20 protein-coding genes are annotated in these 26,689 nt (G+C 47.9%); 7 read left to right on the top strand and 13 right to left on the bottom strand.

Annotated features, from left to right (window positions below):
- Nucleotides 1-569: 569 nt before the first annotated feature.
- Together purH and AMD24_RS00660 are read right to left on the bottom strand one after the other, a co-directional pair.
- Nucleotides 570-2,093 (bottom strand): bifunctional phosphoribosylaminoimidazolecarboxamide formyltransferase/IMP cyclohydrolase, encoded by a 1,524-nt coding sequence (gene purH / locus AMD24_RS00665; protein ID WP_062100225.1) that lies wholly within the window; start codon nucleotides 2,091-2,093, stop codon nucleotides 570-572.
- 31 nt (nucleotides 2,094-2,124) lie between these two features.
- Nucleotides 2,125-3,828 (bottom strand): ABC transporter ATP-binding protein, encoded by a 1,704-nt coding sequence (locus AMD24_RS00660; protein WP_235503205.1) that lies wholly within the window; start codon nucleotides 3,826-3,828, stop codon nucleotides 2,125-2,127.
- A gap of 679 nt (nucleotides 3,829-4,507) precedes the next feature.
- On the opposite strand from AMD24_RS00660, the gene AMD24_RS00655 reads away from it, so the two are divergent.
- The 4 genes from AMD24_RS00655 (at nucleotide 4,508) to AMD24_RS00635 (ending at nucleotide 8,598) form a co-directional block, all read left to right on the top strand.
- Complete coding sequence (locus AMD24_RS00655; protein ID WP_148565157.1) at nucleotides 4,508-4,930, top strand: hypothetical protein; 423 nt, start codon at nucleotides 4,508-4,510, stop codon at nucleotides 4,928-4,930.
- Between the two features lie 426 nt (nucleotides 4,931-5,356).
- Nucleotides 5,357-5,953 carry a nucleotide exchange factor GrpE gene (locus tag AMD24_RS00645; protein WP_062100221.1) on the top strand — a complete coding sequence of 199 codons (597 nt, stop codon included), beginning with the start codon at nucleotides 5,357-5,359 and terminating at the stop codon, nucleotides 5,951-5,953.
- Entirely contained in the window at nucleotides 5,950-7,092 is a 1,143-nt protein-coding gene (dnaJ, locus tag AMD24_RS00640) for a molecular chaperone DnaJ (RefSeq protein ID WP_062100220.1), read from the top strand. The genes AMD24_RS00645 and dnaJ overlap by 4 nt, the downstream gene beginning before the upstream one ends.
- A 12-nt stretch (nucleotides 7,093-7,104) precedes the next feature.
- Nucleotides 7,105-8,598: an NAD(P)H-hydrate dehydratase gene (locus AMD24_RS00635; protein WP_148565156.1), complete on the top strand. Its 1,494-nt coding sequence runs from the start codon at nucleotides 7,105-7,107 to the stop codon at nucleotides 8,596-8,598.
- Nucleotides 8,599-8,695: 97 nt separating this feature from the next.
- Here AMD24_RS00635 and AMD24_RS00630 read toward each other — a convergent pair whose 3' ends face one another.
- A complete protein-coding gene (locus tag AMD24_RS00630) occupies nucleotides 8,696-9,367 on the bottom strand; it encodes a type I 3-dehydroquinate dehydratase (RefSeq protein ID WP_082382983.1) in 672 nt (223 codons plus the stop codon).
- 237 nt (nucleotides 9,368-9,604) lie between these two features.
- Between AMD24_RS00630 and AMD24_RS00625 the strand changes: the two genes are divergently transcribed.
- Entirely contained in the window at nucleotides 9,605-10,549 is a 945-nt protein-coding gene (locus AMD24_RS00625) for a UDP-glucuronic acid decarboxylase family protein (protein ID WP_062100217.1), read from the top strand.
- Between the two features lie 476 nt (nucleotides 10,550-11,025).
- Here the strand turns inward: AMD24_RS00625 and AMD24_RS00615 are convergent, their stop codons facing one another.
- From AMD24_RS00615 to pdhA, 10 genes are all read right to left on the bottom strand, one after another.
- Nucleotides 11,026-11,208 carry a hypothetical protein gene (locus AMD24_RS00615; protein ID WP_062100215.1) on the bottom strand — a complete coding sequence of 61 codons (183 nt, stop codon included), beginning with the start codon at nucleotides 11,206-11,208 and terminating at the stop codon, nucleotides 11,026-11,028.
- Nucleotides 11,209-11,250: 42 nt separating this feature from the next.
- Complete coding sequence (feoB, locus tag AMD24_RS00610) at nucleotides 11,251-13,353, bottom strand: ferrous iron transport protein B (protein ID WP_062100214.1); 2,103 nt, start codon at nucleotides 13,351-13,353, stop codon at nucleotides 11,251-11,253.
- A 256-nt stretch (nucleotides 13,354-13,609) separates the two neighbouring features.
- Entirely contained in the window at nucleotides 13,610-13,897 is a 288-nt protein-coding gene (locus AMD24_RS00605) for a FeoA family protein (protein ID WP_062100213.1), read from the bottom strand.
- Nucleotides 13,898-14,204: 307 nt separating this feature from the next.
- Nucleotides 14,205-14,738 carry an adenine phosphoribosyltransferase gene (locus AMD24_RS00600; RefSeq protein WP_148565155.1) on the bottom strand — a complete coding sequence of 178 codons (534 nt, stop codon included), beginning with the start codon at nucleotides 14,736-14,738 and terminating at the stop codon, nucleotides 14,205-14,207.
- Between the two features lie 25 nt (nucleotides 14,739-14,763).
- The gene (gene gpmI / locus AMD24_RS00595) at nucleotides 14,764-16,305 is read right to left on the bottom strand and encodes a 2,3-bisphosphoglycerate-independent phosphoglycerate mutase (RefSeq protein WP_062100212.1); all 1,542 of its coding nucleotides are present in this window, start codon (nucleotides 16,303-16,305) and stop codon (nucleotides 14,764-14,766) included.
- Nucleotides 16,306-16,423: 118 nt separating this feature from the next.
- Complete coding sequence (locus tag AMD24_RS00590; protein WP_235503195.1) at nucleotides 16,424-17,701, bottom strand: sugar MFS transporter; 1,278 nt, start codon at nucleotides 17,699-17,701, stop codon at nucleotides 16,424-16,426.
- A gap of 337 nt (nucleotides 17,702-18,038) precedes the next feature.
- Nucleotides 18,039-19,418 carry a dihydrolipoyl dehydrogenase gene (lpdA, locus tag AMD24_RS00585; protein WP_062100211.1) on the bottom strand — a complete coding sequence of 460 codons (1,380 nt, stop codon included), beginning with the start codon at nucleotides 19,416-19,418 and terminating at the stop codon, nucleotides 18,039-18,041.
- Nucleotides 19,419-19,438: 20 nt separating this feature from the next.
- Nucleotides 19,439-20,659 carry a dihydrolipoamide acetyltransferase family protein gene (locus tag AMD24_RS00580; RefSeq protein ID WP_062100210.1) on the bottom strand — a complete coding sequence of 407 codons (1,221 nt, stop codon included), beginning with the start codon at nucleotides 20,657-20,659 and terminating at the stop codon, nucleotides 19,439-19,441.
- Nucleotides 20,660-20,699: 40 nt separating this feature from the next.
- Complete coding sequence (locus AMD24_RS00575) at nucleotides 20,700-21,674, bottom strand: alpha-ketoacid dehydrogenase subunit beta (protein WP_062100209.1); 975 nt, start codon at nucleotides 21,672-21,674, stop codon at nucleotides 20,700-20,702.
- Between the two features lie 21 nt (nucleotides 21,675-21,695).
- A complete protein-coding gene (pdhA, locus tag AMD24_RS00570) occupies nucleotides 21,696-22,793 on the bottom strand; it encodes a pyruvate dehydrogenase (acetyl-transferring) E1 component subunit alpha (protein ID WP_082382981.1) in 1,098 nt (365 codons plus the stop codon).
- Between the two features lie 568 nt (nucleotides 22,794-23,361).
- On the opposite strand from pdhA, the gene mnmG reads away from it, so the two are divergent.
- Complete coding sequence (mnmG, locus tag AMD24_RS00565) at nucleotides 23,362-25,242, top strand: tRNA uridine-5-carboxymethylaminomethyl(34) synthesis enzyme MnmG (protein WP_062100207.1); 1,881 nt, start codon at nucleotides 23,362-23,364, stop codon at nucleotides 25,240-25,242.
- 482 nt (nucleotides 25,243-25,724) lie between these two features.
- On the top strand, nucleotides 25,725-26,606 hold the full coding sequence (locus tag AMD24_RS00560) for a polyprenyl synthetase family protein (protein ID WP_062100206.1): 882 nt from the start codon (nucleotides 25,725-25,727) through the stop codon (nucleotides 26,604-26,606).
- Nucleotides 26,607-26,689 lie beyond the last annotated feature (83 nt).

Genomic DNA, 26,689 nt, shown 5'->3' with positions numbered 1-26,689 from the left:
ACCTGCTAAAAGCCCTCCTGGGGTATCTAAGGAAGTAGAGAAGCCAGATGGGCTGTATTCGTAGCCGTGTATCAAGCGTAAAACAAGAATTTACAAGTCTTCCAAGAGTACAGAATTTTTTGGGTAGGGAAAATGAAGTAGCTTGGCTTATCCTGAATGTTAGGAGGAGGGGAAATTATCGACCCAGGAGAGAGGCTATTTCATTAACATTGTGGTATAGAGGTTTTTCTGTGGCTAAGAGGATAGATCCCTCCTAATCAGGGATAATATCTCCTACACGTAGCCGTGCTGGGATGTATGCTTAAAATAAGCAGCAGTCGTTCCTGATGAAAGGGTAGTAGCTCTCAAACGGGTTCCCGCAAAGTAGTGGGGATCTCCTAAAGCAGGAAAGAAAACGGGCCCTATCGCAAAGTACAGCCTGGTCCCTTCTGCTGTAACCCCATCTTCCTGGTGTGTATATTGCGCAAAAGGCAGAGAACATGCAAATTTTGCGGGGTTTCCGAGGGCCTTTACTTCCAAGTCCAGGCAGCAAAATGAACGGATAGGAAAGCTGCGAGGCAGTAGGGGAATTAATGCTTAAAATGCCGGGTTCCCGTGAAAACCATAGCCATTCCCCGCGCATCCGCAGCTTCGATTACCTCCTTATCCCGTATGGCACCTCCAGGTTGTATTGCAGTAGTTGCTCCAGCCTCGGCAGCCGCAATTAACCCATCTGCAAACGGGAAAAATGCGTCGCTACAGACCGCGCTGCCCTGTAGCGATAACCCTGCCTTTTGTGCTTTCCAGGCCGCGATACGCGACGCATCAATTCGCGACATTTGCCCGGCCCCGATTCCAAGGGTACAATCTCTGGCAGAATAGACAATGGCGTTAGACTTAACATGCTTAACGACTTTCCATCCGAATGACATGGCTTCTATTTCCCTTGGATCGGGAGGACGAGAGGAAACTACTTTATGTCCTAACCCACCCACATTGGGCGGATCCATGTCCTGAATAAGCATACCTCCTGCTACAGAATGGGCTTCCCACGTGTCCATGGGAGGCCGTTGAAGTATCCGCATGAGGCGGAGATTTTTCCTCCTCTGTAGAAGTGAGAGGGCTCCTGTTTCAAAGCCTGTGGCGATAATAACCTCGATAAAGACTTCTGCAATAGCTTGCGCTAGTGCGAGGGTGATTGGACGGTTTATGACGACAACCCCACCGAAGGATGCCAGCCGATCCGTGGAAAAGGCTTTCATCCAAGCCCCCTTAAGGTCAGAATCGGAGCCCACCCCGCAGGGGTTTGTGTGCTTTAGAATGGCTATAGTTGGTTCAGTAAACTCTACAATCAGTGCCACCGCGCTACTAATGTCCAGGATGTTGTTGTAGGAAAGTTCCCTACCATGAAGTTTATCGACATAATCGAAAAATGACCCGTAGAGTTTTGCGTTCTGGTGGGGATTTTCCCCGTAACTTAGGCAACAGGCGAGGGGTAGATCCAGCATAAATCTGTTGTGGGCTTCTTGTTCCTGGCTGAGGTACTTGGTAATACCAGCGTCGTAAGAGGATGTGGTGGAGAAGGCTTTAGCGGCAAGTCTTTTGCGCAGTTTGCATGTTGTTTCCCCAGCATTTGTTTCAAGGTCTTCTAGCACGCTCGCATAGTCTGCAGGGTCCGTGACCACAGTTACGTATCGGTAGTTTTTGGCGGCGCTGCGAATCATAGAAGGGCCGCCAATGTCGATTTGCTCTAGAGCCTCTTCAAGGGTTATTCCTCTACGAGAAGCGGTTTCTGCAAAAGGGTAAAGGTTAACGATAACAAGATCTATTGGCTGAATTCCGTGGGCTAGTACCTCTTGCACATGCTGTTCCCTCTCTCGCAAATAAAGTAACCCGGCGTGTACTTTCGGATGCAGAGTTCTTACCCTTCCCCCTAGAATTTCTGGAAATCCAGTGAATTCGGAGATTTCCATCACGGGAATCCCCTCAACTTGTAACGTTCTGGCAGTACCACTAGTAGCAAGCATTTCAATGCCTAGCTCTCCCAACCTAGAAGCGAAGGAGACCAGGCCAGCTTTGTCAAAAACGGAAATGAGAGCGCGAGAAACTTTCATGGGGAAGTAGAGACAACAGATGTATTCATTGCTAATGAGGATGAGCAGAAAATTGCAACTCATAGAGCTTTCGATAAGTCGCAGAGTTACGGAGCAGCTGAATATGAGATCCATGTTCAACGAGGTGACCACAATCCATTACTATGATCTCGTCCGAGTTTAAAATGGTCGAAAGACGATGAGCAATAGCTATCGTTGTCCGGCCTCGTGTTAGGCGTTCCAGGGCAGACTGAACCATACGTTCAGACTGGGAGTCCAATGCTGCCGTCGCTTCATCCAATAACAGAATAGGAGCATCTTTGAGAATTGCTCGAGCGATGGAAAGCCTCTGCTTTTGTCCCCCAGAAAGTTGACACCCCTTATCGCCGATAATCGTATTGTAGCCCTCTGGCTGTTCTAGAATAAAATCGTGCGCAAATGCAAGCCTAGCTGCCTCCTCAACTTCTTCTTGGGAAGCATCTAGACGCCCGTAGCGAATGTTCTCGTGAATCGTGTCATGAAAAAGAAAGATGTCCTGACTGACTAGTCCGATATTCTTGCGAAGGGACTCCTGAGTGAGACGCCGAATATCTATTCCATCAAGCAGAATGTGCCCTTCCTGAGGGTCATAGAAGCGTAATAAAAGCGAAAGTATGGTGGTTTTGCCTGCACCGCTAGCTCCTACCAGGGCATATTGACATCCGGAACGGATTGAAAGTGAGATGTCGCTCAGTGCCTTTTTGCCATCCCTATAGGAAAATGACACCCTCTCAAATCGTACATTCCCTTGCGGGTTGACAAGCTGCCGTGCCTCTGACCAGTCCTGAGTAGAGGGCCTCAATCGTAAAAGGTCAAAGATGTTTACAGCACAAGTTAGACACTTCTGGAGTTCAAGAGGAATTTTGCTAAGCTTCTTAACAGGCTCATAGAGGAGGAAGATGCCTACGAGCAGAACAAGAAATTTTACAGCTGACATTTCCCAGTAGTACACGTACATCAACGCAAGAGAGACGCCGCAGGCAGAGACACCTTCAATAAGTGGTTGGACGATTTCAGCACTTTTGCAGATCCTTAGGCTATGTTCCAATTGGGCCTCGCTGGACTTGTTGAAGAGTTGGGCTTGGTAGGCTTCTCGCCCAAATCCTTTGACCATGCGGATGCCGGTAAGAGATTCTTGGAGGATTACAGACATGGCCCCAACCTCATTCTCCTCCTCTCTCCCGGCACGGCGAACCTTTTTGCCACATATTAGAACTGGTACGATACAAAGCGGAAGGAGTGCGAGAGTAGTTAAACTGAATCTCCAGTCGATACGCACAAGGACGCCTACTCCTAGCAGCACGGAGAGAGGGGCTTTAGTAAGTTCTGAGGCTATCGAAACAAGGGCTCCCTGCGCCGTGCGTGTGTCATGCATTACGCGAGAAATTAGCTTGCCAACCCTAGCTTGGTTGAAGAAGTCCATTGACTGTGAAATCAAGTGTAGAAACAATGCCTGCCTCATGTCCGTCAGAAGTCGGAGACTAACCCACCGCATGCAATAGGTACTTAGGTAGGACAGGACGCTACGCGTCAGCATTGTCAGTGGAATGAGCAGGCAAATCAAGATAACTGACAGGCTTAATTTGTCCCCCTGGTTAGACTCCGCAGCATGTATCAATTCAGCTTGGCTAGCTCCTGTACGGAAAACTTTCTCCCCTACATACCTGATAATTAACGGTACACACCCGTTTACAAGCGCAAACCCAATCCCACACATTAGCCCAAGTGTAAACCGTTTTCGATATGGCCCTAAGAAGGGCAGCATTTGTAGATAGGGTATCCAGGCCGCTCTCACCAGTTTGAGAAAGGGAAGTTTTGCTTTTGGAGAGTGGGACATAGGGGAAGAAGAATGGTCTAGAGCCCAGAAACAGCCGTGTCGGAAAACTACCTAATGGGCCAGCAGCAGAATAACAAAGCACAAAGCATATAAAAGAGAACCCACCGCTGAAGAGGGCAAAATAAAGTGTTGGCATCGCTACCACCGTTGTCCCTGTTGGAAGGAGTGGACAAGCGGAGCCACACACCAAGGATCACGGCATTCTATCAGTTTCATTCAGAAACAAGGTAAAACTTTTACGCTTGGAAAAGAATTGCCAGATCTACCTACCCCAGGAGACTGCAACGACCAATACATGTGGCTGATGCAATCTTCGGCTCCTTCCAACGCGAGAGGCAAGATAGTTTCAAGCAAGATGGCAGACTATCACCTACAGAAGGGTAGGCTCGTTCGTGCATTCTGTCAGTACATATACTCGAGTCTTAAGAGGGGGAAAACCCCCACCATCCCGTCTAACGGGGGCGAATGGGTAAGAAGAGGCCAAATTCTTCTCTTTTTCCTTTCCGTTACAAGCTGTGCCACTACCTTGCAACCACCGGTCGTACCTTGCAAGCTACTAGTGCTTCCATTGGCACCCAATAGCCAGTTTCAGCTGAAAAAAGTTCGACAATTTTTTAATGAGCCAAGTTCCTTTATTCCTACAAGCTGTGAAGCAATTAACTTTGAACGTAACTTAATTAACCACGGCGCAATCTCTCAAAACCAGTTTAACCAGTTACGCGGAAATTACTTTTCATTTTTATGGCGTACTTCAACAAGGGCAAACATTATAGTGCGGTTTGAGTACCATCAGAATTCCTTAGGCAACAAGACGCAGGCATTGGAGTGTTTCTACCCTAATGCGCTTGGTTCCTATGAATCCAAGTTCAGAGTGGTAGGGGAAGATTACTTAAAGTTTGGAAGAGTTGTCTCCTGGAGGGCGCTGCTTATTGTGGAAGGAAAGGTTGTGGCTCTCCGCCGATCGTTTTTGTGGAGACAGTAGTCCTTTCCAGCAGCAAGAAAAAAATCTTGCGTTTTTCGTTCCAGAAACTATATGAGGGCCGCATAGGTCCGCTTGCTTCGTAGGTAATTCGCCCTTCTAGGTGCTTATATCTAGGTGCTTATAGGAACTTGTACAGATCCTCTGGCGGCATTGCCTGCTGCGCTCGCTGCTCTACCGGGGCAAAATGTACACAGTTATCACAAAACGATTATCCACTGCTCTGTACGGACAGAAGCAACAGATGCACTCTGGAAATGACTGTGGGAGCCAAAGGGAGCTCAAGGATTCTTTCGGTGCTTTTTCCGATGGTCTGGTATGTCCCCGAGGGGATGGCGCAGAAAGCAGGCGGTGACAGAAAAATTTGTGGAGGTGCGGAGACACTTTTCCACAGCATGACGATGTTATCTTTGTTCTCACTAAGAAGATATGACTACGCTTGAACCAGTAGGAAACGAAACGGAAATACAAGAAGAGACTGCGCTGGAAACAGTCAAGGGTAAAGACCTCCACGCACCTTCTGCAGGAGAAGGTGTTGGTATCCCTCCGCTGGCAGAGCTGGAGGCAGAAATTGCCAAGCTGAAAATGGAGGTAGAGCAGTCTAAGGATTTAGCTTTACGCTGCCAAGCAGAGTTAGAGAACTATCGTAAACGCGTTCTTAGGGAAAAGGATGAAGCCATCCGCTATGGAAATACAGATCTCCTGGAGCGCCTTCTTCCCGTAGTAGATAGTTTTGAGCTAGGCTTGGAGGCTGCAAAAAATGCCTCTGATACTGCTGGAATCCTCGTTGGTATGAATATGGTACGTGGAAAACTTCAGGATTTTCTGCGGGAGAATGGGGTGCAAGCTATAGATGTGAAAGATGCACCCTTCGATCCCAATCTACATGAAGCAGTGAGTCATGAACATAGCCATCAGATAAAAGATGGCTACATCATTCGCCAACTTCGGTGCGGCTATAAGCTGGGTGACCGGCTTCTGCGACCGTCTACGGTGGTAACCTCCAAAGGCGTGGCAGGCTCATGAGGGAGAAGAAAGGATATTACGAAATTCTTGGAATTTCCAAAGACGCGGATGCTAACGAAATCAAGCGTGCATACCGAAAACTTGCGGTAAAGTTTCATCCAGACAAAAATCCCGGTAATAAAGAAGCAGAGGAATGCTTTAAAGAAGTTAGCGAAGCCTATGATGTCCTTATGGACCCGGAGAGGCGTTCCGCTTACGATCGTTATGGGCATGCTGCTTTCCAACAAGAAGCAAGTTTTCAGGGAAGGACTGGTTTCCATGATCCATTTGATATTTTTCGGGAAGTCTTTGGCAGTAGTGAGAATGGCGGAGGAATCTTTGAGCAGTTTTTTGGAGGGAGAGAAGGCAGGGACGGGGAAGGCTATCAACGCGGATCTGACCTACGTTATGATATGAAGATCTCGCTTGAAGAAGCTGCTCAGGGATGCGAGAAGGAGATAGAAATTCGGAAATTGGATGTGTGCGAGCGCTGTGAGGGTACTGGGGCGCAGGCGGGATCCCGCAATATAGCGTGCCCCATGTGTCGCGGCCGGGGTCAGGTAGTAGCCTCAAGGGGATTCTTCCAGATTTCACAAACCTGTCCTACTTGCCAGGGAGTTGGACGTGTCATTGAGAAGCCTTGTCGACCCTGTGGTGGAGAAGGTCGCGTAGAAAAGAGCTCACGCATGAAACTAAAGGTTCCAACAGGCATTGAAGACGGATCTCGTTTGCGCTCTTTGGGTAGGGGGGAAGCTGGTATCCGGGGAGGTGCTCCAGGAGATCTGTATGTTGTTGTCCACATCCGACAGCATCGCATGTTTCAGAGAGACGGATCAGACCTACACTGCGAAATCCCAATTCCGTTTACCATTGCAGCATTAGGTGGAGAAGTCCGTGTCCCTACTTTGGAGAACACTGCGACGCTGAGGATCCCACCGGGTACGCAAAACGGCACTCTTTTTCGTATCACTTCCAGAGGAATGCCCCTCTTACGTAGCTCTGGCCACGGCAACCTGCATGTTAAGGTCCAGGTGGAAGTCCCTACGAGTCTTAATAGTGAACAACGCAGGAAATTGGAAGAATTTGCTGAACTCTGCGGGGAACATAATATGCCTCTACATCGATCTTTTTACGAAAAACTGAAGGGCTTATTCTCTTAGAGAAGAGAAAACGTGTTGGTTTCTAACTTAGAAATGAGGGCTAGCGAAGAAGCCGCTTTTGCGCAAGGGGTTAAAGTAGAGGCATTAATGGAGGTAGTTGGAGCAGCGGTTGCAAAAATCGTTAACCAATTTTATCCACATCCTGGCCGGTTGATGGTCTTCGGTGGAAAGGGTAATAATACGGGGGATGCTCTAGTTGCTGCTCGCCTCCTAGTTAATCGGGGATGGCATGCCCAGTTCCGTTGCGCTTTTCCAGAGGAAATGTTAGGTGAGCTCCCTTCCCTCAAGCTAATGGAATTCCGCCAGTCCGTCCTAGCCCAACAAAATAGCCCTCTCCACCTTTCTGGTGCTCCGTTGGTCGTGCTAGACGGTATCCTAGGTATAGGAACTAATGGCCCTCCATGTATGGAGATTTGTGTTGCTATCAATCAAATCCATCACCTCCGTGAAGCAGGTGCTTGGGTATTGGCAATAGATATTCCCACAGGCCTTGACGCCGATAGCGGTCTACCGAGTGCCTTCTGTGTAGCGGCTGATCTCACAGCTACTGTAGGATTCGTAAAAAGGGGATTGGTAGCTGATACTGCAACTAACTATGTTGGTAGGTTAGCTCTGATTACTCTTATAGAGCTTCCCCCAGGAAAGGGGGATCCTGCCGAGCTTATTACGCCATGTTTTCTTAAACATTGGTTATCACCTCGCCAATTTAATTCACATAAAGGCTTATATGGCCGAGTGGGCATCTTGGCTGGAAGTCGGTGCTATCCTGGGGCAGCTAGATTATGTGTTCATGCAGCGCTTCGTGCTGGGGCTGGTGTTGTAATGTTATTCCTCCAGGAGAAATTAGGATTGTATTTATCCATGGTAGCTTCTTTGCCTCCAGAGGCTATTGTCTTACCTATTCGATCTTTCAATGAGATTTTCCAGCAGTGTTTGGATGCGCTTTGCATTGGCCCTGGGATAGAGGAAGAAGAGGGAGCAGAGGAGATCTTAGAGATAGTAAGGAATGCGCAAATGCCAACTGTCGTGGATGCAGGAGCGCTCAACATTGTTTCCCGTCAACCTCAGGTACTCCGCGCATGCCGCGGATTGCGACTTCTTACTCCTCACCCTGGTGAGTTTACTCGCTTATCTCCTGAATTAGCAAAACTTCCAAGGCGAGAAGCTGCAGAAGCTTTCGTATCTGGCTGCCCTGCCGTCACTCTGCTCCTTAAAGGAGCACGTGCCATCGTGGCAGAGATGGACACACCTCCCTTGATAAATAGCACGGGAAACCCCGGAATGGGTTCAGCAGGGATGGGGGATGTCCTAACTGGGGTATGCGGCTCCCTTCTTGCGCAAGGATTGACTCCCCGGCAGTCTGCAAGCGTTGGCACCTGGCTGTGTGGGAGAGCAGCTGAGATTGCCATCTTCTCTCATGGGCAATCCCCTCAATCTCTTCTGGCGGGAGATATAGTCCAATTACTCGGCCAAGCCTTCGGTAGCCTGCATCAAGGAACTTACTAACGTTTTTGACATACCACAAACCTAGTTAAAAAGGTATTCCACTTCGACATTTCTCAGGTAACCCTCTCTCCTTCTTAGGAAGCAAATCAGTCCTCCTTTAGGCTATTTCTTTAAGTCTTTCGGCAAGTTTTTTTGCTGGCCATTGACCAGGAATCATAGGACGTACTAACCATCCATAGTTGAATGTGGAACCGCACCTGGCTAGCACCAGACGGGCTGCTGTTCCTAGTGGACCCATCCCCATTGCTGCCACAGGAAGCAAAGATGTAGTGCAGTCTAAAAGCCGGAGGAGGCACGCCAGGTCGCTGGGATTGTTTAGATATGTAGCTACCTTGAAAATGTCCGCGCCGAGTTGCTTTGCCAGGAAGACCCTCTCTAGAAGTGCAGTGATAGAGGGAGTCTCCGAAAAATGATGGAATGAAGCAATGACCCGCACACCAGATCTTTTGGCCATCTGCAGGATTGGAGATAACTCTTCCCAAAATTGCAACTCTAGATCTACAAAAGCCGCAAGGGGCATACTCGCGCTAAGAAGTTTTAGACGGTGCGCCACGGCTAAGTCCTTGTTGCCTCCTTCTTTTGGATGACGTGCTGTAATAATAAAAGGTCTGCGGCAGCTAGTAATTTCCTGTAGGCACGGCAAACCCTCCAACAAATCTAGTCGAAGTTCAATGGCATCTATTCCATAAAGCTGCGTCTCTACCAAACATCCAAGGCAGTGGAGAACTCCTATCACATTGGGACGGTTAAGACATAAAGGGGAGGACATTTTGTTGGATATTTAACTTTTCTCGCGATATACACGGAACTAGCACGGCGCCGGGGTTTTATGGAGCTATCAATTCCCCTTAGAGGGATAGTTATCCTTGCACTTTTTTTCTTTTGGAAAGTTGAACTCGCTTGAGTTCTAGTACGAGTGCATGTCTCTTGGCTTAACAAGAAGGAACATTTCTCCTTCTGCTCGCAAGAATTCCGTTAGAGACAGGAAGAAGAACAAGCCTAAACCATGTCTCCCCAACTGTTAACAAGCGTGGTCACCGGCGGAGCAGGATTTCTTGGCTCCCACCTCACAGATCGCCTTCTGTCTGAGGGGCATAGAGTCATTGCTATTGATAATCTAGCCACTGGGAACGCTTCCAATATCGAGCACTTAGCTAACAACAGAAACTTCGAGTTTGTCTATCATGACGTCACTGGGTGTATCCTCCTTCCAGATCACGTAGATTTTGTCTGGCACTTCGCCAGCCCGGCAAGCCCTGTTGATTACCTAGAACTCCCCATCCCTACTTTGAAGGTAGGGGCTTTTGGAACCTATAATGCACTCGGGCTTGCAAAGAAAAAAAGAGCCGCATTTTTACTTGCTTCTACATCAGAGTGTTACGGTGACCCTCTTGTTCATCCACAAAACGAGGACTACTGGGGCAATGTTAACCCGATTGGTCCACGTGGAGTTTACGATGAATCTAAGCGGTTCGCAGAAGCCATGACTATGGCTTACCATCGTCATTACCAGATGGATACTAAAATTGTCCGTATCTTTAATACATATGGCCCGCGCATGAGACTAAAGGATGGGCGCGTGGTCCCGACTTTCATTGACCAAGTCCTTAACGGAAACCCGTTCACTATTTTTGGTGATGGATCCCAAACCCGTAGTTTTTGCTACGTGACAGATCTCATTGAGGGCATTTACCGCCTGATGGCAAGTGATTATCACCAACCAGTGAATATCGGAAACCCTAGTGAAATGAGTATTCTCCAGTTTGTCAGAGAAATTACTCGCCTTACAGAGAAGCCCTCAAGAATTGAGTTTTGCCCTCTCCCAGAGGACGACCCCAAGATGAGACGACCTGATATTTCTAGGGCTAGGAAGATTCTTGGATGGGAACCAAAAGTTTCCCTTGAAGAGGGCATGCAGGTTACCATTGATTTCTTTCGGACAAAGATTTAGGAGCCCACCTTGGGAGTGCTCTTCTCGCGTGCTTCTTCTGCAGGCTCTTACGTTCTACCTGCATCGAGGGCATTGTTGAAATGAGATGCCTCCCTCGCGGACCATTGTGCTGTATACACTCGAACGATCTAGGACGAGAGCTGCGAAACCCTCCTCACTCAGGGTAGTCGGCCTTCTAGAGAGTTTTTTTGAGCGTGGGCTATTGTCTTTTCTCCTTGGCTGCTTACTAGAAGTTTCCCTAGGAAGGCTTCTTTTGCCCAAACGAAATAACGCTCGAAAAGCTCCCTGCCTCGTGAAAAAGGGCTACAAAAGGACTACGCTAGTCATTTGTAGAGTTAGCAAAATCCCTGAGTCTACGACAGCGCAGCCGTTTTGTTAATCTAAGTCTACTTGATAACCACGGTAGAATCAGGTGTTGGGTGGTTGTTGAGTCTTTTTTCTCCCGTGGTCCCCTTTCATACAAGTCGATGGAATATTTAGCGGACGCCGTTGGGTTTCTTCTGTATTTTACTTTTCTTTAAAAGACTCCTTTTAAGCATATGACAGCCACACCCCCCCTTACAGGGCTTATCACTTTTTCTCATTGCCCCCCTTAAGAGAAGCACGGCAGAAATGGCCACAATCCCCATAGCTTCAATGCTTTGAAGTTCGGCATTCATTCATTAGCACGTAGATACTTTAATTAGATCACGTAAATCTTTTTATCCCAGCGAAAGGAGACAACCGGTTTGGTAAACTAGCAGTGCCGCTCCATATGCTACAACAAACATGTAGCCAAGCTGAAACGCGGCCCATTTCCAACTGTTTGTTTCCCGACGTGTTATGGCGATGGTACCAATACACTGGAGAGAAAGAGCAAAAAACACCATGATTGTAATACAAACGAGGGGGGTAAAGACAGGTCGCCCGTCTGGCCAGTGGTCTCTGAGAAGTACTTCACGTAGCGGTTTATTCATTTCTTCTGTTCTCCCCCCTACGCTGTAGGCTATGCTGAGGGTGCTAATAAAAACCTCTCGTGCCGCTTGAGCGCAAAGAAGACCGATGCTGATTTTCCAGTTAAATCCCAGCGGTTGGAAGATAGGCGCTAGAGTCAATCCTATTTTTCCAGCAAAGCTGTGTTCCAGTATATCCTCTGGAGACTGGACGCCTGACTTTGGATATGTGGAAAAAAACCATAGAAGAATAGAAATCCCGAGAATCACAGTGCCAGCACGTTTTAAAAAGATTACGGCACGCTGATACACCTGTTGGAGTATAGATGCAAATAAGGGGAAACGGTAAGGAGGTAACTCCATCACCATAGGGCAGGAGAGATCACCCTTGAGAATGGTTTTTTTTAGAAACCACCCGCAGGTAAAGGCTGCTGCGACCCCTATGGCATACATAGAGAACATCAAGCTAGCCTTGGCCAGGTAGGCAAAAGGCATGTTGGCAGGCAAAAGCAATGCGATCATCAGTGTATAGATCGGTATTCTTGCAGAACAGCTCATAAACGGTGCAATTAAAATAGTTGCCAGGCGATCTCTAGCATCAGGAATAGCACGGGTAGACATAATGCCTGGGATAGCACAGGCAAATGAACTCAAAAGTGGAATAAATGATTTTCCGTGTAGACCGACTCGACTCATTAAATGGTCCATCATGAAGGCTGCTCGAGCCATATATCCAGTGTTCTCTAAGAGCCCAATAAAGAAAAATAGGATCAAGATTTGTGGTAGAAAGACAAGAACTCCACCTAAACCAGCCATCACGCCGTCTGAAAGTAAATCTGTCAAATCTCCTCTTGGGCAAGTGCTTTTGACCCAATTCTTGGCAAAGGAAATCCCAGATTGAATCCAGTCCATTGGATAAGCAGCAACGATAAAAATGGTCAGGAACATGACCGTCATCACAAAGGAAAATGCCATCCAACCCCAAACTGGGTGTGTAAGGAAATGATCAAGCTGGTCAGTCGTATCTACTATTGCCTGCTGGTGTGAATAGCGGTAAAGAACCCTGGAGCAAATTCTCTGAATCCTATGGTACTTAGCAGCAGCAGTTATATGCCTCCATCCGACGCACTTGCTATCCAAGATAGATTGTTCCTGAAGAACTTCATTTATAAGCGGCGCCGGTAGTCTGTAGAGCGAGAGCCGACTGGCGCAAGGTTCGAACAGGGCAAGGTGAGCAGCCGCCCTGTGGCTCGGAGTCGCTACTTTAGACAAGCGCGCTGTAGCTTCTCTCAAAAGTGGGAAAGACTCTGAAAAAGGGGACGGAGAGTTCTTTCTGTATTTAACAGCAAGCTGCCGTAGTTCTACTAACCCGCTGCGGTCAACAGCATTACACGGAATAACCGGACATCCAAGTTCCTTACTAAGCTTTGCAGCATGGATGGCCCTCCCCCGTCCCTTGAGAAGATCCATCATGGTAAGAACAAGGATAATAGGAATTCTTAGCTCAAAGACTTGACTTACCAGAAACAGATGTCTCCGAAGACTAGTGGCATCTATTATGCACATAATACAATCAGGAGGACAGATATCGGTTCGTAATCCGAGAAGAACTTCTGTAGTGATACGCTCGTCAGGCGAGGTTGGATTGAGGCCGTAGGTGCCAGGGAGATCAATTAGCCGTATGGGCTCCCCATGTGGGCCACTAAAGTTTCCAGTTTTTTTTTCCACAGTTACCCCCGGATAATTACCTACTTTCTGGCGTAGTCCAGTAAGTGCATTGAAGAGAGTTGTTTTTCCACAATTAGGGTTCCCAACTAAAGCAGCTGTAATCTGTTTGGAAGAAGAACAGGCAGTATTAAGCACAGAGATCATGGGTTATCTCACCGACTTCAATCTATGACGAGTTCCCGGTAATATACGGGGAACGAAAACATAAACACCCCTCTCGGGAAAAGCTTACATTAATGCCAGCGCCTGTGGTATAGCACCCAGTGCAGGTATGCGTGGGCGCTGATACGAAGAGGGGGCCCTTTGCTCCCCCAAAATTCCTCAGATCCATGAGACCAATGAGACAGAGGACTACAGGGACTGCTGTAGAACGGTGCTCGGTGCTATTCGAACAGGAGAGTTAAGCAGCAGTCTCCTCATATGGAATGACAACAATTTTATCAGCCAGCTGATGGCTGAAGGCAAGACGCACTCCACAGACCCAACAAATAAGGCACACCCCGCTCGAGACTTTACGAAACTGAACAGATTCGCAGAGACCCATTTCTCTCAGACGGTGGCAAAAGGTAGGCTCTCCATTAAGTCGAATTAGGCGGAGAGACTGACCTACTTTGGCATGCCGTAGAGTGGTGCAAATTTCGCTGCTGATTGTGCTTTTCACTGGTGATTCTCCATTTTGAGACAACATCTCAATATTCCCCGGAAGGAAGGTCAACACAATTTGGTGAAAACAAAGAAAAACAACAGTGCTTTTTAGGAACTACATCTACCTCGCAAAAATTTGAAAAATCTTGCTCTACTCCAGAAAATCAGTGCCATATCTTGTCGATCCGCGGTATGCTTCAGAGCGACGTGGCACACTAGAGTTTGTTCACTTTTCCATGGAACACTTGTAGGCGGAGATAAGTTCTCCGCTCGTCTTGCTGTGGGCTCAGGTTATTTCGATTCCTGATGTGTTCTCTGCGGTTCTTAGAAGATTGTACACAGCGAATATCTCAAAATTGAATGAGGGAGAAAACTGGCAATGGAGCAAGTGCGTATCTACCCTTCAGGAGAGAAATCTCGAGGAAGCACTGTGTAATAACGACTTGCGCTCCAGATTCTTGCACAAGGGTAGCGGCAGCACGAGCAGTGCCGCCGGTAGCTAGTACGTCATCTACAATGGAGATTCGTTCGCCAGCAAGGAATGCATCTTTATGGGATTCTAGCTCCCCAGAGCCATATTCTAGGGAGTAACGGATTGCGCGGGTTAGAAAAGGAAGTTTCCCTTTTTTCCGTATTGGAATAAAGCCGATTCCCAGGAAGGCTGCTATGGCAGCTCCAAAGATAAAACCACGTGCTTCGACAGCAGCGACTTTTGCAACCTGCTCCCTTTTGCAGACCTCCGCCATTTGAGCCACAGCCGCCTGAAAAAGTGTGCCATTCCCAAGGATAGGCGTAATATCTTTAAAAGTAACACCTATCCTTGGAAAATCGGGAATATCCCGGATAGCTGCCTTCAACTCTGAAATGAGAGTTGCTTCCATCATAAAGAGCTCTCAGCTCAGCAGACTTTTATGGCAGTTTACGTCTAAGGAGATTTTTACCTGTCATCTGGGATGGCCGTTTCAGATTGAGTAGAGATAAAAGCGTAGGGGCAATATCTGCTAAAATCCCATTGTCTACTGTAAAGCGACAGGCATCTCTAGAAACAAAAACCAAGTGGACAGGATTAGTTGTATGGGCCGTGTGTGCCGACCCGTCTGCATTACGCATCTTCTCGCAATTGCCATGGTCAGCTGTAATCAACAAACACCCACCCAATGCAAGCGTCGCTTCCACAACTTTCTCTACCCCCTTATCGACAACTTCAACAGCTTGAATTGCTGCTTCTAGGACTCCGGTGTGTCCCACCATATCTGGGTTGGCAAAATTCATGATAACTAGATCATAGTGAGCTAGAGCTTCCACTGCGGTATGCGCCAACTCAGTAGCACTCATTTCTGGCTTTAGGTCGTATGTTGGAACTTCCCTCGGACTGGGGATGGTTATACGGTCCTCTCCAAGAAAGGGTTGTTCTATTCCCCCGTTAAAAAAGTGGGTAACGTGGGGATATTTCTCCGTTTCGGCTATACGAAGCTGATGCAGTCCTGCCTTACTAGCAGCTTCTCCAAGAACGTTTTCTAAAGTCTGATGGGGAAAGATAACTGGACACTTATAGTCGGAGCTATACTCGGTCAGTGTAATGTAGTGCACCGCTGGGGTTACTTCTCGAGAAAACTCGCTGAAGTCGTTTTGTAGAAATGCCATGCTCAGCTGCCGAGCTCGGTCTGAACGAAAATTGAAGAAAAGTACAACGTCCCCGTCGTGAATACGCGGCTGGTCCGCATACAAAAAAATAAGCGGTCTTATAAATTCATCTGTCTCGCCACTTGCATAATGGCCCGCTAGCGCAATGGACGGTGAGTCTTTCGTCTTTTCCCCTCGTCCCAAGACTATTGCATCCCATGCTACTTTACTTCTTGTCCACCGCTTATCGCGATCCATAGCGAAGTAGCGGCCGACTACGGTGGCAATTCTCGCTTGGCTCGCACTTAACTCCTGAGATAACTGAGTCAAATATTGCGCTCCGCTTGTAGGAGGGGAATCACGCCCATCCGTAATGACATGCACTAAAATTTCTGCTACTCCTGCTGTACGAGCAGCATTGGCGAGTGCTACGAGGTGCATTTGTTGGCTATGGACGCCCCCATCCGATACAAGACCTAAAAGGTGAAGCCGGTTTGAGCGCGCCTTAGAGAAAGCCTGTTGTAAAACAGGGTTGGTGCTTAAAACTCCTGCCTGGATGGCCTTATTGATTCGAGTTAAGTCTTGATAAACAATACGCCCCGCTCCCAAATTTAGGTGTCCTACTTCACTGTTTCCCATTTGTCCGGATGGCAAACCGACATCCTCTCCGCTTGCCCTGAGTGTACTGTGTGGAAATGCACCGTAAAGGTAGTTATGGTAAGGAGTCGCTGCAAGAAGAGTAGCATCACCGTTTTCTACTGCTTTAACATTCCCTTCTGGATTAATCCCCCAACCGTCTCGAACGACGAGGACAACAGGCCTTTTCATTACGATCCGATCCAATTAGCGCTTTTCCCGTCCGTTTAACTTCTCCCTTCAGGGATAGATACGTCCGCCTACTACTTGACATCCACCTTACTTCCTTCTGCAGAAGGTTAAAAATAGCTCAAGCACGTTTGGCCTTTAAGCTATAGAACCCATAATAGGCAATATAAAGATAGCATATTGCCGGGATAAAAAATGATTGGTGCAATCCTATAACGTCTGCCACGCGCCCCATAAGAACTGGGATAATGGCACCACCTACAATCGCCATAATGAGCAGACTAGAACCATGACTAGTAAGGCGTCCTAGCCCTCGAATACTAAGGGTAAAAATATTCGGGAACATGATAGAATTGAAGAGACCAACCAGTAGTATCGCCCACATGGCAATCGTTCCGCGCGAAACGTATGCTAGCATACAGAGCGAAGCAGCAACAAGAGCGTTGAACCTGAGGAGCCAGGCAGCATCAACCTTTCGAAGGAGGAGAGATCCGAGAAAGCGTCCCAACATCGCTCCACCCCAGTAATAAGATACATAGGTAGCTGCCGTCCTGGGAGAGAGACTTGCTACGGTAGATTCACCCATAAAATTAATGAGATAACTCCCAATTGCTACCTCAGCCCCCACATAGAGAAAAATTCCAACGCAACCAAGAAATAGGTTTGGAATGCATAGTACTTCCACAAGGCTACCGTGGCGCTTCTGATCCCCCTCTATGGCGGCTAGCCTCGGCAATTGAAACTTGTTGAGAAACCAAGCCATAAGCAGGAGAATCCCTGTGATAATCAGATAGGGAACTTTCACCGACGCAGCCCTAGCTACCCTGTCTGTTATAACGGCCCCCGCCTCTGTCCCAGCCAGGATTAGCCACCCACCAAATGAGGGAGCGACAGTTGTCCCCAGGGAGTTAAAAGCTTGGGTCAAGTTTAATCGACTGGAGGCAGTTTCCGGCTTTCCCAAGGAGGAAACAAAGGGATTCGCTGCTATTTGGAGAAGCGTAATCCCAGAGGCTAATACAAAGAGGGCTCCAAGAAAAATTGGATAGGAGGCAAAACCGGCTGCCGGATAGAAAAGCAGTGTTCCCGCCGCCGCTGTTAGCAACCCTACTACCATACTCTGCTGGTATCCTAACCGTCCTACAACTTTTCCAGCAGGGAGGGACATCATAAAATAAGCACCAAAAAAGACAAACTGAACGAGTGCAGCCGCTGCATAGTTAAGGTTGAACACTGCCTTCAAATGAGGAACCAAAATATCATTGAGGCAGGTGAGAAACCCCCACACAAAAAACAGGCTAGTCACGACGACCATTGCCTCACCTAATGCCTGAGCCGTCGGTACAACAGCCTCTTCACAAGAAGCTGTGGCTGCTTGCTGAGTAGAGGACGAGGACTTCATAAGCTTGGACATGCGATAAACAAGATCTGGTTTTTTTCTCTACAGCGCACTGCCGCACCACCAACGACACCACAAGCAGCTGCCACCCAGCATCCACGGTAACTTCTTTTTTGCACAAAGTACACGCAAAATATTCCCTTCCTGGCGTTGCTACTCCCCTTTACGCACAAGGACAAGACTGATCCCTCTCGAATGTAATTGTAGACATCCCCAACGCAAAAAACTTGGAAACTACAAGTACTCAACCCCCTTAGTGGATAGTATGCCTTGAGGAATGCAAATGCATTCGACGATTTTTTTGTATAATTGGAAGATTTAGGATGGAGTTGTTTTTGGGTTAGATGTGAGTAGCTAACCCATAGGCTGTTTCTGCAGCTTCTTTAATGGACTCGCTTAAGGTAGGATGTGCGTGAAGAGTATCGATCACATCGTGAAACGTGGCTTCAAGAGTGATTGCGAGGCCAAGTTCTGCAATGATCTCCGTAGCATCACTACCGATGATATGAGCTCCCAACAGTTCCCCATAGGGTTCGCCAAAAATAAGTTTTACAAATCCCTCACTTTCTCCGACAGCTAATGCCTTTCCACTGGCATAAAATGGAAACTTTCCCACCCGATACTGCAGTCCCTTTTCTTTAACAGCCCTTTCGGTCATACCAACACTAGCCACTTGGGGCTGACAGTAGACACAGCTTGGGAAGACAGAAGTTTTTTTGGGTTTTGATAATCCCCACATACCATTAACCGCCTGAATTGCCTCATAGCTGGCTACATGAGCCAACCATGGTGGGCCAATAATATCCCCAGCACCATAAACCCCATCGACACTGGTTGCGTAGTAATCGTCGGTTTTGAGGTATCCACGTTGATCAAGTTCAAACGATACGCCAGACGGCAGGACGGGGGACACGCCAATCGCTACCAATACGGTGGGTGACTGTAGAGCCATCTCGCCCTCCTTCCCTAAAAGGGTGAGGTAGACACTTCCACCTTTAATCTCCGCTTTTTCCACCCTAGTGCTAGTCAAAAGGCGAATACCCTGTTTAGCAAGAGATGTTGCCAGTACTTCGCTAACTTCTGTATCTTCTAGATGGAGAATATTTGGCATTACCTCTATAACAGTTACCTTGGCGCCGAAAGCATTAAAGAAGTAGGCAAACTCAATGCCAATGGCCCCCCCTCCAACAATGAGGATTTCCTTCGGAGGCTGTGGAAGAACCATGGCTTGCTTACTGCTGACAACCGTTCTGTCGTTAAATGGTAGGCCGACCATTTCGCGTGGAACGACCCCGGTGGCAAGAAGGATTTTAGAGGTTTCTAACACTTTACGCCTATCTTCCTGATCTACTACCTCCACGAGGTGCGCCTGAGGGATAGATCCACTAGCAAGAATGTAGTCAACATTATTCTTCCTAAATAGTTGTTCAATCCCTCCTGCAAGTCTGTCGCTTACCTTTCTGCTACGGTCAATAACCCTGTTCCAATCAAAGGAAAGATGATCAAATTTAAGCCCAAACTCTTCCCCTTGTCGTTGTACTATGTGGTAGAGCTCGGCGTTGCGTAGCAGAGACTTTGTTGGAATGCAGCCCCAGTTTAAACAGGTTCCTCCTGCCCGGGTTGCCTCAACGCAGGCAACCTTCTTCCCCAACTTAGCAGCGCGGATGGCAGCAACATAGCCAGCTGGACCTCCTCCAATAACAACAAGATCGTAAGCCATGATAGGATCAGGGTAGGGTACTACAAGAAAAGCAGGGATTCAGGAATTTCAAGAAATTTACGAGAAGCTGTAAGAAACTCAGCAGCTGCAACACCGTCTATTATGCGGTGATCGCAACTTAGTGAAAGCGACATCCGTTGGCCAACAATAATTTGACCTTCGGAGGTTACCACAGGCTTTTTCACGATAGCTCCCACAGCAAGGATGGCTGCCTGAGGAGGATTGATAATTGCGGAGAATGACTCTATCCCATACACACCTAAATTGGAAACGGTAATGGTACCTCCCTGGTACTCTTCCAGTCTCAACTTTTTTCCCCTGGCACGAATAGCAAGATCTCTAACAGCTAGGCTGATTTCCCGGAGGGAAAGGTTTTGGGCATTTCGGACGACCGGTGTTACTACTCCATCCTCTACGGCAACTGCTATAGCTAGATGAACGGTTTCATACTGTAAGATAGCATCCCCGGTGAAGGTTGCATTGATTTTAGGATAAGAGGTAGCCGCACGAGCAACTGCAAGTAGCACAAAGTCATTGACAGTAATTTTCTGATTGTTAGTGGCTTGCATATCTTCGCTGAGTTGTTTTCGGAGTCTGGTGAGTGGTGCAGCATCCACTTCCAACTGCAAATAAAAGTGAGGGATTTTAGTTTTACTCTCCAATAGCCTAGAGGCAATTGAGCGTCGCATACCACTGAGTTCAATCCGGCGAGAGAGAACTGGAATATGGGGGGAGGTAGCAGACGAACTACTGCCTCTGCTCCAACTTACTGCTATAGTTTTTACATCTCTGGAGACAATACGTCCACCAGGACCGGTGCCTTGAAGTTGGGAAAGGTCTACTCCTAGTTCTGCAGCAATCTTTTTGGCTAACGGGGAGGCCATTACCCGTCTATAGGACTTAGAGGAGAGGGATGAAGGGGTCGCTAGTAGAGAAGAGGCGACGATAGTTGGAGTGTGGAGAGCAGCTGCTGAGCGAGCAGCGTGAGAAGTCGCAGATGTTTTCCCAGAAAGTCGAGCAATTGGGGCACCCACTGGGACTTTTGTGCCATCCGGTACGAGAATTTTTTCTAATACACCTTCATCAAAAGCTTCCATTTCCATAATGGCCTTATCAGTCTCTATCTCGGCGAGCACATCGCCAATCTCGATCTTATCACCCTCTTCTCTAAGCCAGTGAAGGAGTGTCCCTTCAGTCATGGTATCACTCAGTTTAGGCATTTCGATGGGAATGGAGGACATAAAATGTACAGGATGATAGGATTAGGATCGGAAAGGCTTATTAGCAAATAGAAAGAGTTTTATTGACCACCCGTTCCGCAGTGGGAAGCTGCCCTCTCTCAAGCTCAGGGCTATAGATTGCCGGAGCATCTAAGGTGCAGACGCGAACCACAGGGGCATCCAATTCATCGAAGGCTTTCTCCTGAATGAGGGTAGCGATCTGGGAAGACACTGCGCAGAAGGGTCTATTCTCATCGACTAAGACAGCCCGGTGAGTCTTACGAATAGAATTCAGGACCGCCTCTTCATCCAGTGGCCGAATGGAGCGCAGATCGACGACTTCTGCGTGGATGCAGTGCTGCCTCGCCAGGATATCAGCAGCTTTTAGAGCAGTAAGTACAGCCCGACCGTGGGCGATGAGTGCAACATCTGTTCCTCTGCGCTTAATATCTGCTACGCCTAGAGGAATAAGATACTCTTCTTCAGGGACATCCCAGCTTTCTCCATAAAGTAGGGTATTTTCCATTACACAGACCGGGTCATTATCGCGAATAGCAGCCTTCATTAGCCCTTTTGCATCATAGGCTGTTGCTGGACAAACCACCTTTAAGCCCGGAGTATTAGCGATGAAATTTTCCGGAGTGTGTGAGTGAGTAGCCCCTACATTCGTTCCACCATTCGCAGGGCCACGGATAACGAGTGGAAGGTGAATAAGACCTCCTGACATATACCGAATACATCCTGCGTTGTTAATGATTTGGTCAAAGGCCACGTAGGCAAAACTCCAAAACATGAGCTCAATCACTGGGCGTATTCCTAGCATAGAGGCCCCTATTCCTAGCCCGATAAATCCAGCCTCACTGATGGGAGTATCCACCACACGCCTGCTTCCAAAACGTCTCCACAAACCCTCGGTAACTTTATAAGCTCCGTCGTATTCAGCAACCTCCTCACCAACAATTACTACATTCTCATCACGCAAAAGTTCTTCAGCAAGTGCGTTATTAAGAGCTTTGCGGTAGGTAATCAAAGGCATGAAATCAACTATCGGAAAAAGTTACCGGAAAAAATGTGTACCGCTACGACCAGCTTGGGTCGCATGATCTACTTCATAATAGACATCTTCAAAAATGGCTTCTTCCCTTGGAGAAGGGCTTCTGGTGGCAAACTGAACAGCAAGCTCTACCTCACACTTAACCTCCTCATCGATTTGATCTATTAGCTTTTCTGTGATAACTGCCTCATCAAGTAGACGCTCACACCAAAGCCGAATAGGATCGTGAAAATTCTTGTGGCGCTCAATTTCCTCAGTGGGTCTGTATTTTTTTGCATTTGCATCAGCAACCGAATGTCCATAGTAGCGATAGGTTCTGACTTCTAGGACAGTGGGACGGCAATCTTCATGGGCTCGTTGAATGGCTCCCTGAGTTTTTGCCCGGACTTCATAGAGGTCCTCTCCATTGGCTGTATCCCAGGCAATTCCATAACCTTCTGCGCGTTGAGCCAGGCAATTCCTAAAAGCAGAAGAGCGCTCCACGCTCGTTCCCATCGAGTACTGATTGTTCTCGATGATATAAACAACTGGCAAGTCCCAAAGACCAGCAAGATTAAGGGATTCATGGTATGTCCCTTGATTAATTGCCCCATCTCCTAGAAAACAGAGCGCAGCACCCCGGATTTTTTTGTACTTTAAAGCGTAGGCAACACCTAATCCCAATGGGATTTGTCCGCCCACTACCCCATGTCCTCCCCAGTAGTGCTTTTCCGGTGAAAAAAAATGCATGGACCCACCCTTTCCTTTTGAACAACCAGTGGCTTTCCCAAATAGCTCGGCCATACACCCATTCATGTCCATTCCTATGGCGAGGGCGTGGCCATGGTCACGGTAGGCAGTAATGACATGATCATCTACACTCAAGAGGGATAATGCGCCGACGGCAACAGCCTCTTGGCCAATATAGAGATGAAGAAACCCACCCATACACCCCTGATTGTAGTATTTTAGAGCAGCCTGCTCAAAGCGTCGAATGCGCATCATTCCACGGAGAAACCCAACCTTCTGGTCGGATGTTAATATCGCGTTAGTTCTAACTTTGGAAAAGTCCAGGAGATTCACTTCCTTTTGGGTTTTATTTGCAACACTAGTTTTGTTCATCCGTACGCGTGTCTTCGAGAGTTTTGAGCACGGCTTGGGCGTGCCGTGATACCCTATTTCGTAACTTAATTGCACTACAAAAGTGCGCCTCACCATTCTCAATGAAGGCTAGCAGTTTGACAATAGCAATCCTGGGAAACTCACCTCTGCCTTCCTACTAAGTGATAAGAAGAAGCGCGTATTAACTTTAGTGGACGGAGGTGCTATTGTTCTCTCTTGAAATCTCCGCTTCGAGTTCCATTGGCAGAAAGGTCTGACAAGTCTTACGCAACTAGATAAACTGCCGATGACGATAAAGTTAGACATAAGTCTCTATGTGTTTTCCCACTCGAGTATTCGGAAGTTTCTTGTCATGCCCCTCCCTAATATCGAGAGTGACGGAGGAAGCCAACGCTCTTCGGAGAGAGGGAACACTCTCTAGAGCTTCGGGCTAAACAGGACAGTATAGAGAAACTCGTTCTCAGCGAGTGATCCCGCTTGTTTTTTTGATGCGGTGAGTAAGCTCGACTTTCAGTAATTTACTGATCTACTGCTGGGTGCTTACTTCCTTCATAAAGATAAAGTAGACATGTCAGTCTTCAACTATCCCGAGAACTTTGATGTAGTAGTAATCGGTGCCGGGCACGCCGGAGTAGAGGCGGCCATGGCCTCTGTGCGGTTAGGGTGTCGCACTCTTTTGCTGACTCAGAATGCAGATACTATTGCCCAGATGTCTTGTAATCCTGCAATCGGTGGATTGGCCAAAGGAAACATAGTTCGGGAAATTGATGCCTTGGGGGGGATAATGGGACTGAATACAGATGCCACAGGTATCCAGTTCCGCATGCTCAATATGCGCAAAGGCCCCAGCGTCCGGGCACCGAGAGCCCAATGTGACAAAAAGGCCTACCAATTTCGGGTGAAGGCTTTACTGGAAAGGGAGCCAGAGCTGAAGATTCATCAGGCGGCTGTGGCTCATCTCTATGTTGAGGAACGACGCATAGTTGGTATTAGGACGCAATTGGGAGTCTGTTACCGTACATCAGCTGCGGTGGTTACCACAGGCACCTTTTTGCAAGGGTTGTTGCATGTTGGCACATGCAATCAAGAAGGAGGAAGACTGGGAGAGACAGCTTCAGGGTTAAGTAAATGCCTGCAGGAGTTGGGGTTTGAAATTGGTCGGTTCAAGACAGGCACACCCTGCCGCCTTCTGGCAAAATCTATCCACTTTGAAGCCTGTCAGCGACAGGATGGCGAAGAGCCCCCTCCACTTTTTAGTGCCATCTCTCATACCCTAAAACGAGGTGTAAATGATATCTTTACCCTTAATGCTTGGAAGCATGGAAGGTTTCACGTGAAGCAAATTCCCTGTTGGATTACTTGTACTAATGAAAAGACACACGCGATTGTTCGAGAGAACCTCCATCAGTCTCCTCTTTATAATGGACGTATTGAGGGGGTGGGGCCTAGATATTGTCCCTCTATAGAGGACAAGGTGGTAAAATTTGCTGATAAGTCCCAGCACCAGGTTTTTCTGGAACCAGAAGGGCATCACACAGATGAGGTCTACGTGAACGGTGTCTCTACCAGCCTGCCTTTTGGGGTACAATATGAACTGATACGGAGCATTCGTGGCCTAGAAAACGCAGAGCTTCTCAGGCCAGGATATGCCGTAGAGTACGATTATTGTCCACCCACACAATTAAAGCGCACTTTGGAGACCCATCAGGTTACTGGATTGTATTTTGCTGGTCAGATCAATGGAAGTTCTGGCTATGAAGAGGCTGCAGCTCAAGGACTTGTGGCTGGTGCAAACGCTGCTTTACAGGTGCAAGGTAGGCCACCGTGGATATTATCACGCTCTGAAGCCTATATAGGGGTGTTGGTAGATGATTTAGTAACCCGTGGAACACTAGAACCTTATCGGATGTTCACTAGCCGGGCTGAATTTCGTCTACTCCTCCGCCAGGATAATGCCGATCTCCGCCTAACAGGAAAAGGAATTCGAGTAGGACTAGTAGGGGGAATCCGTAAGCACTGTTATGAAGAAAGGAATTCCGCCTTTCAGGAATTGATGCTGGAAGCACATCGGATACGACAGGACGGAGTACCTCTTTCTGTATGGCTGCGTCGCCCAGAAAATTCTTTTTCTGCCGTAGACCCAGCATGGCGCAATAAGTACCCGGACTCTATTTGGGAATCAGTAGAAGTCGAACTGAAATATGAGGGATATATTCACCGCCAAAAAGAACAAGTAGCTCGCGCCAACAGTCAGGAGGCTCTCTGTATCCCCGAGTGGATAGATTTTTCTCAAGTTACTGGGCTAAGGAATGAAACAATTCAAAAATTTTCTCAGGTACGCCCGGAAACGCTTGGCCAAGCCTCACGCATTAGCGGAGTCACACCAGCCGATATTGCTCTGCTTTCTATTTGGGTAGAAAAACAGCGCTATCTAGAGCATTCCAGGTAGAGGGGTATTTTGGGAGCTGCTCTCCAATATTGTGAGGCACAAGAGGATATCACAACATTTTATGGGACAAGAGAGCGACGCCTAGGAGGACTCCGGCAAGGCTCCTCCTCGAGTTTCTGATGGGGTCCTAGCCTCATACAAAGGCCCTTCCTATTGCAAAAGGAAATGCGTTGGGGTGAAGTTGCGGCTGGGCGCGAGACCACAGATTCCTAGGGCCGTCTACTTCTCTTCCGGTTCCAACTGAAGTGTTAGCATCAAATCACCACAAAACTGTGTAACCCCCACATAATAGGTTAAAGTAGGGGAAGGGCTGCCTAAAGGAGCCTATACCAGCTGCTGCCAGATAAGTTTGCAACAGCCTCCGGAGTGGTGTCTCCTAAGGCCCTGAACTCAGTCATATCACTTAAATTATATCAGAATGGCTTTGGGTGTGTGCCATCCAATAAACTGCAACAGCCTGGAGGATTAGACTGTCTTTGGTTATGGAATTGACTCACTATCTTGGCGAAAAGGCTCGCTTGATAGATAAAACACTAGACAACTTTCTGCCTCATCCATCCATCAAGCCGGAGAGCTTGCATCGCGCTATGCGCTACAGCCTTTTTGCAGGGGGGAAGCGTCTACGTCCCATTTTATGCATAGCCGCTTGTGAAATTTGTGGTGGAAAAGAAAAAGATGCACTGCCAGTAGCTGCCGCCCTTGAGTGTGTTCATACCTACTCGCTTATTCATGATGATCTTCCCTGCTTAGACAATGACAATTTTCGCCGTGGTTGTTACACTGCCCACAAGGTTTTTGGTGAAGCTATCGCCCTCCTGGCCGGTGATGCATTATTGACGCTCGCATTTGAAATTTTAGCGCAGGCCCATCCCACACTGCGTTATTCTCCTCAGATGTTTCTCTCCGAGCTTTCTCGTGCTGCTGGCAGTCGCAAGCTTATTGCTGGACAGGTAGCAGATCTAGAGGGAGAGGGGCAAAAGCGTGGGCTTTCGGAGCTTTACTTCATTCATCGGTGTAAGACCTCCGCAATGATTGTTGTCTCTCTACGTCTTGGTGCTATGGTTGCTAACGCAACGCCATCAAACCTTGCTTCGCTCACAACATTTGGTGAAAACCTTGGCCTTGCCTTCCAGATTGTTGACGATATCCTCGACGTCACGCAGACTAGCGGATGTCTTGGAAAGAGTGCTGGCAAGGATGTTGCTGCTAAAAAGGCTACCTATCCTGCACTCATGGGAGTTGGGGCCTCAAGGCGAGAGGCCGCGCGTTTCACTTGTAGCGCTCGCCGCGCCATTGAATCTTTCGGGCCTAGGGCCAAGCTTCTCCAGAAGCTTGCGTTCTTTTTGCTCGAGCGTAAGCGCTAAGTCATTGTCAAGTCTGAAAAGCGATACCACCGGGAAGGAGGTAGTGTGAGTGAAGAAACTCGAACTTCCCGCTATGCCCAATA

The organism is Candidatus Xiphinematobacter sp. Idaho Grape (assembly GCF_001318295.1).
Classification (GTDB): Bacteria; Verrucomicrobiota; Verrucomicrobiia; order Chthoniobacterales; family Xiphinematobacteraceae; genus Xiphinematobacter.
The sequence above is the reverse complement of the archived record's forward strand: the minus strand, read 5'-3'. Positions and strand labels throughout refer to the sequence as shown.

What these genes read in the sequence shown, in the direction of transcription:
- purH (WP_062100225.1), bottom strand. Translation starts at nt 2,093, where the DNA reads ATGAAAGTTTCTCGCGCTCTCATTTCCGTTTTTGACAAAGCTGGCCTG.
- AMD24_RS00660 (WP_235503205.1), bottom strand. Translation starts at nt 3,828, where the DNA reads ATGTGTGGGATTGGGTTTGCGCTTGTAAACGGGTGTGTACCGTTAATT.
- AMD24_RS00645 (WP_062100221.1), top strand. Translation starts at nt 5,357, where the DNA reads ATGACTACGCTTGAACCAGTAGGAAACGAAACGGAAATACAAGAAGAG.
- dnaJ (WP_062100220.1), top strand. Translation starts at nt 5,950, where the DNA reads ATGAGGGAGAAGAAAGGATATTACGAAATTCTTGGAATTTCCAAAGAC.
- AMD24_RS00630 (WP_082382983.1), bottom strand. Translation starts at nt 9,367, where the DNA reads ATGTCCTCCCCTTTATGTCTTAACCGTCCCAATGTGATAGGAGTTCTC.
- AMD24_RS00625 (WP_062100217.1), top strand. Translation starts at nt 9,605, where the DNA reads ATGTCTCCCCAACTGTTAACAAGCGTGGTCACCGGCGGAGCAGGATTT.
- AMD24_RS00615 (WP_062100215.1), bottom strand. Translation starts at nt 11,208, where the DNA reads ATGAATGCCGAACTTCAAAGCATTGAAGCTATGGGGATTGTGGCCATT.
- feoB (WP_062100214.1), bottom strand. Translation starts at nt 13,353, where the DNA reads ATGATCTCTGTGCTTAATACTGCCTGTTCTTCTTCCAAACAGATTACA.
- AMD24_RS00605 (WP_062100213.1), bottom strand. Translation starts at nt 13,897, where the DNA reads ATGTTGTCTCAAAATGGAGAATCACCAGTGAAAAGCACAATCAGCAGC.
- AMD24_RS00600 (WP_148565155.1), bottom strand. Translation starts at nt 14,738, where the DNA reads ATGATGGAAGCAACTCTCATTTCAGAGTTGAAGGCAGCTATCCGGGAT.
- gpmI (WP_062100212.1), bottom strand. Translation starts at nt 16,305, where the DNA reads ATGAAAAGGCCTGTTGTCCTCGTCGTTCGAGACGGTTGGGGGATTAAT.
- AMD24_RS00590 (WP_235503195.1), bottom strand. Translation starts at nt 17,701, where the DNA reads ATGAAGTCCTCGTCCTCTACTCAGCAAGCAGCCACAGCTTCTTGTGAA.
- lpdA (WP_062100211.1), bottom strand. Translation starts at nt 19,418, where the DNA reads ATGGCTTACGATCTTGTTGTTATTGGAGGAGGTCCAGCTGGCTATGTT.
- AMD24_RS00580 (WP_062100210.1), bottom strand. Translation starts at nt 20,659, where the DNA reads ATGTCCTCCATTCCCATCGAAATGCCTAAACTGAGTGATACCATGACT.
- AMD24_RS00575 (WP_062100209.1), bottom strand. Translation starts at nt 21,674, where the DNA reads ATGCCTTTGATTACCTACCGCAAAGCTCTTAATAACGCACTTGCTGAA.
- pdhA (WP_082382981.1), bottom strand. Translation starts at nt 22,793, where the DNA reads ATGAACAAAACTAGTGTTGCAAATAAAACCCAAAAGGAAGTGAATCTC.
- mnmG (WP_062100207.1), top strand. Translation starts at nt 23,362, where the DNA reads ATGTCAGTCTTCAACTATCCCGAGAACTTTGATGTAGTAGTAATCGGT.
- AMD24_RS00560 (WP_062100206.1), top strand. Translation starts at nt 25,725, where the DNA reads ATGGAATTGACTCACTATCTTGGCGAAAAGGCTCGCTTGATAGATAAA.